This is a genomic window from Dickeya chrysanthemi NCPPB 402, assembly GCF_000406105.1.
Taxonomy (GTDB): domain Bacteria; phylum Pseudomonadota; class Gammaproteobacteria; order Enterobacterales; family Enterobacteriaceae; genus Dickeya; species Dickeya chrysanthemi.
In genome coordinates, this window is sequence record NZ_CM001974.1 from 2,513,192 (window position 1) to 2,518,699 (window position 5,508).

Here is a 5,508-nt window from a genome sequence, read left to right on the forward strand (position 1 = left end):
TTATTCTCCACAACAACTTCATCCGTTGCGAAGTCAGCCGCCGAACCCACTTTTTCCCTGTGCAGTCAGCCGGTTACAGCCGGTTTTCCCTGATGCGTTTCGATACCCGGACACCGATGCCCCGATACGCGGTTTTGGCCCCCGACATGCTACCGCCCTGCCGGGGCTTTCGCCTGCAACCCTCGCATCATAGCAGCGGCGGCAGCCGCTGCCATCCGGTGTTGGGGGTTCCATCGCAACCCGTGACGGGGCCACAGCTTGCCTGTGGCACCGACGCGGGTTCTGCCGGTGCGGACGGCACAGAGTCCGCAAGCGACGCCCTGCGGCGCTCTATGGCTCCGACGGTTAAGGCGAAGAGGTACCTGCATGACCACGCCGGACAGCAACCTGTCAGGCGACCATCGGGGAGGCCCCCGGCGGGGGCCGCACGGGGCGGAGATGGCGAGCACGGGAACGAGCAAGGAGCCTGCGACTGCGAGCCGGGCGCAGCCAGTGCAGCGGGGTTGGGGCGGGGGCGAGGTCATGCCTTTCAGCGGAGGCCCGACGGGCCGACTTCTTCTTGGGGGTTGGGTTTGGGGGTTGACCTGAGAGCCGAAGAACGCACTCCGCCGCCGACAGCGGAAGGCGCAGCCTTGCGCGCCGCGCTTCACCCGCGATGCCGATGGCGGGGGCGCAAGACATAATGCGGATTATACGATACGAGCCGCACTCCGATGCTGACCTTGCCGACAACGCCAGACGGCGAGCTTCGTATAATCCCCCGCATTATGTTGAACGGCTGACCGGCCAGCAACCCGGACCACAGGGAGCACCGCCGCACAACGCGGGCCGGGCGGACGTTTACCCCCGCCCGCGACGCCGCCTGACGGCAGTCAGCCCGCCGGGCTGTCTGCCGAACCCGCTCCCGCCGCACTCGCCCGGAGAGCGCTAACTTTGCAGGCCGTCCGGCAACGCACTGAACAGACTGTCGATATCACGCGCACCGTGCAGCACACGCTCTATCCGCACCGCCGTTTCCGTTGTGCCGTACAGGATAAGATAACGCCCGTAAGTACAACTTCTGATGCTGCGCCCCAGTTCCGGGCGTTCGCGGTACAGCCAGGGGTTCTCGCCTATCAGGATGCACTGCTGGTACAGGCTTTCCACGAAGCTCACCGCCCGTACCGGATTATCCTGCGCGATATAGTCGCCTATCGCCTCGATATCCTGCTCGGCCAGCGGCGATATGTTCACGTTCATTCCGGCTGCTCACCTTCCGCCATCCGGCGGTATTTCTCCGACAGACGACCGAACACCGCCTGCGCCTCTTTGCCCGGACCGCTGTTCACGCCCAGCTCTACCGCCGCCCGCAGCGCATCCAGCTTCATCTGCTGCTCCCGCTCTTCCAGCGCCCGCAGCCCGGCGCGTACCACTTCGCTGACATTGTTGTAACGCCCGCTGTCGATTTGTTCACGGATAAACTGCTCGAAGTACGGACTTAACGCGATACTGGTTGCCATCATTGCCTCCAACCACACAGGATAATATCTATTACTATCTGTTAGTATTTTCTTCCTTTGCCGCGCCGTCAACCCCTTCGTCCTGATGCGCGTCATCATCCGCCATCAGGTCGGCCAGCAGCCCGGTTTCATCACTGTCCGGCTGCTCCGCCGGATGCGTCGAGGCATGAACCGCCTGCAACGCCCGGATGCTCACCTGCGTGTAGATTTGCGTGCTCTCCACGCTCGCGTGACCCAGCATCGCCTGTATCCACCGCAGGTCCGCCCCGTTCTCCAGCATTTGCGTCGCCATCGCGTGCCGGAACAGGTGGCAGCTTCCCCATTTCGCGATTCCCGATGCCCTGATGTAGTGACTGACCAGATTGGTGATGCCGTTCGGCGTCAGCCCTTCCACGCCGTCCAGGGCCACGAACAGCGCCGGGCAGTGCGGATTCACCAGCAGTTGCGGCCTCACCTCACGCACATAGTGCGCTATCCACCCTAACGCCCGCCTGCCAATGGGGATTACCCGGTCCTTCTTCCCCTTGCCCTGTACGATGGTCACGATATGGCGGCTCGCGTCCACGCTGTACACCTCCAGCATCGCCACTTCACCCCGCCGTATCCCGGTTGACCACAGCAGCTCCATCAGCGCCCGGTCGCGGATGCCCTGCAGCGTGGTCAGGTCCGGCAACGCCAGTACCTGCTCCACGTCCGCCACGCTCAGGATATGGCGCGGCAGCCGTTTTTCCAGCCGGGGCAACACCAGACCCGACGCCGGGTCGGCCAGCAGCAGATGATGGCGCGTCATCCAGCCGAACCACACCACCAGGGGTCCCAACTGGCTGCGCTGCGTCCGGGTGCTCAGTGGCTCACCGTTCGGTTTGCGGTACTGGTACAGATGACGCTGGTAGTGCTCCAGTATCGGTAAGGTGATGTCACGGCCATAGTGCAGCCCGCGCTCCGCCGCCCACAGGATGAACCGGTACTGGTGATGGGTTTGCGTCTTCAGCGTGGTTTCTGACCAGTTCCGCTCCCGACGCCACGCCACGAACCGCAGCAGCAGCGCGTACAGGCTCTTCGGGTCACTGGCCGGGCCGATGGGCTTTCTGTAGACGTCATCCACCGTCAGCAGTGCATCGGCGCGGGGTTTACGGTTGGCCATGTGTCACCCCCGTTTTCCCGGTCACAGGCAGCGGTGCGGATGGCGATGTTGGGTTCCCCCTGATTACTGTCTCTGGCTCAGCCCCGACCGGTTCCGCTGTCAGCCCTTGTGCCGTCTGGCCCGACGCCGGATTTTCATATCCCGACCGGATACCGACCAGACCCCGACCGGGGGCCGACTGAGCCACGTCCAGCCCCGACCGGTACGCTTTGCCCTCAGCTATGCCGGTTGCACTCGCAGGCGGCGTATTGACCGCTTTCTTTTTCCCGTTGATCACCGCATCCGGCGTCACCCCGACCGGTTCGGTATCCGAGCCTTGTGCCGTCTGGCCTGACGCCGGTTTTTCATGCCCCGACCGGCTGCCGACCACATCCCGACCGGGGGCCGACTGAGCCACTTTAAGCCCCGACCGGTCGGCATTGCCCTCAGCCACGCCGTTTTTACTCGCAGGCAGCGGTGCGGATGGCGATGTTGGGTTCCCCCTGATTACTGTATCTGGCTCAGCTCCGACCGGTTCCGCCGTCAGCCCTTGTCCTGTCTGGCCTGACGCCGGTTTTTCACTCTCCGACCGGCGGCCGACCATACCCCGACCGGGGGCCGACTGAGCCACCTTCAGACCCGACCAGTCGGCATTGCCTGCCGTCTCCGGGGTCGCGCCGTCCACCTCCAGCAGCCCGCACAGGTGCGCCCCGCCGTTGTCGTCACCGTCCCACAGCAGCCCGTATTCATACGTCAGACCGCGACGGAACAGCAGCAGGTATTCCATTTCCAGCAGCCTGCCAAGGTGGATTTTCAGTTGCGTGTCACCCCAGCCCAGCGCTGCCCGTACCTCCCGCCGCGTGAACCGTATCTCGTCCGCCTTCACCGCCTGACCCTGCGCCCGCGCCTGCACCCAGCCCTTCAGCCACACCAGCAGCTTGCGCGTCTGCGGCGGCATTTCATCCAGCGTCCGGCCCAGCACCTCGTGGGCCAGCTGATTGGCCAGCGCGATATCGCTTTTTTCCACCTCGATATACTCGATAACCTGCCCCCGGTGCTCGACCCGCTTCACTTCACGCTGGTACTGGTGCAGCAGCGCGATGGCCTGTATCAGCGTCAGGTACTTCATGTGGTCGCGCCGGGTGCGGGTTTTATCACTCAGGAACGTCAGCCGGTCGGCATACGGATTCACCACCTTCAGCGGTCGCAGCAGCCGCTGCGCGTTCTGGTGCAGCGTCGTCAGGTACTGCTTTTCTGAGGATTGCAGCAGACCGGCCAGCGTCTGCCCGTGGCGCTGCATCGCGTGTATCGCCTGCGTCTGCTCCCGCGATTCATTCACCGTCAACACCAGACAGCGGTTCAGCAGCTCTTCGTCCACGTCGCTGGCCGTGGTGGTCAGCATCAGCATCACCGGCCCCTGCACCTTGTATTCCCGCGTCACCAGTTCGCCGCTCTGCTCGTTCTTGCCGGTACTGGCGATTTTCAGTTCCCCGTCCGACTGCAACAACTTCAGTGCATACGCCGCCTGCCTGACGCCTTCTTCTTCGGCGATGGCCAGTATCTTGTGCTGTAACGAGGTTTCGCCAAGGTAATACAGGCTCTGCCCGGTCATCGCGCTGTACTGGATGCGCTCTTCCTCCGGCATCATCCCCAGCACCGCCTCCATCAGCGACGATTTCCCGGCAGCGCTCGATGACTGGATAAGCACGGCCAGCGGTTTATCCAGCTTGCGCGACGTCGCCGCCAGATACCCGGTCAGCAGATTGGTCGATTCCCCCACCACCCCGCAGGCGGCCAGGTCGTCCACGATACGTGCGGTGAGATGGGGGGATTTCAGTAGCTCCAGCGCCGCCGCTTCGTCTTCCGCGCTCACCGTGACCGCGTCCGTCGCGTCGGCCTGCTCCGCCGCCTGCCGCTGACTCGCTTGTTGCTGCTCCAGCATCAGCAGCACCCGCCCGCATTCGCGTTTGATGACTGAAGACTCGCACTCAAGCTCCGCCGCTGCCGCCGCCACATAACCCTGACGCTGCCGGGCGCTGTACAGGTCCAGCGAGTCCACATGCAGCGCGCCCGTGCTCTCGTCCCGCACCTGCACGTTGACCTTCATCACCTCGGCCACGGTGTTTTTCTGCCAGCCCCGCACCCGCCACACGCGCGGGCCGTGGGTCAGCAGCAGGTCGCCGGACGCGGTTAACTCGCCCGCCACCGGCTGTGCCGGTACGCCCGCCGGGGCGGCTAAGGAAGAAGGTTCATGCCCGTCTGTTACCCTCGTTTCCTGACTGAACACCACCCCCGGCCCGGTTCCCTTGCCCATCCATGCCGCCTGCTCCAGTGCCAGCCCTAACGCGCTTTCCGGGCTGCCGCTGTTCAGCGCATACGCATTCGCATCCAGCCCCGGCGGGAACCGCACCCGCCATGCCTCGATACCCGCTTCCAGCAGCTCCGCCGCCACACTCTCCGCGCCCCGGTCGCCTGCTGCGTCACGGTCATAGGCTATCTGCACCCGCTTCACCCCGTGATACTGCAACGCCGCCAGATGGTCAGCGGTAAAACCGTTGGCCCCGTACGCCGTGGTCACGTTGCGGAACCCGGCACACCAGAACGTCATCGCATCGATCAGCGACTCGCACAGGATAAGGTCCGACGACGCCTTCAGGGCTTCCTCGTTCCACACCCCGGCCAGCGGCGACGGCAGATACAGGTGCGTCGGCGAGCCTTTGAGGATTTTATGGTCCGGCTGCACCCGCCGCCCGTACAACTGCATCACCCGGCCACGCTGCGCCACATTCGCCGATTCCGCCCAGCCGATGACCGGCATCACCACGCAGCCCCGGAAGTGGTCCTGTCGTGTGGTCGCGCGCAGCACCCCCAGCCCGGCCAGTTTCT

At 64.5% G+C, this 5,508-nt stretch carries 4 protein-coding genes; all 4 read right to left on the reverse strand.

What is annotated here, in order from left to right; translation table 11 throughout:
• Nucleotides 1-927: 927 nt before the first annotated feature.
• Nucleotides 928-1,239 carry a type II toxin-antitoxin system RelE/ParE family toxin gene (locus DCH402_RS11290; RefSeq protein WP_040001168.1) on the reverse strand — a complete coding sequence of 104 codons (312 nt, stop codon included), beginning with the start codon at nt 1,237-1,239 and terminating at the stop codon, nt 928-930.
• Nucleotides 1,236-1,499, reverse strand: a complete 264-nt coding sequence (locus DCH402_RS11295; RefSeq protein ID WP_012765595.1) for a type II toxin-antitoxin system ParD family antitoxin — start codon at nt 1,497-1,499, stop codon at nt 1,236-1,238. The genes DCH402_RS11290 and DCH402_RS11295 overlap by 4 nt, the downstream gene beginning before the upstream one ends.
• Nucleotides 1,500-1,533: 34 nt before the next feature.
• Nucleotides 1,534-2,643 carry a site-specific tyrosine recombinase XerC gene (gene xerC / locus DCH402_RS11300; RefSeq protein ID WP_040001169.1) on the reverse strand — a complete coding sequence of 370 codons (1,110 nt, stop codon included), beginning with the start codon at nt 2,641-2,643 and terminating at the stop codon, nt 1,534-1,536.
• Nucleotides 2,630-5,508 (reverse strand): toprim domain-containing protein (locus tag DCH402_RS11305; RefSeq protein WP_233276274.1); only part of this gene is annotated, 2,879 nt, incomplete at its 5' end. The genes DCH402_RS11305 and xerC, both read right to left, overlap by 14 nt.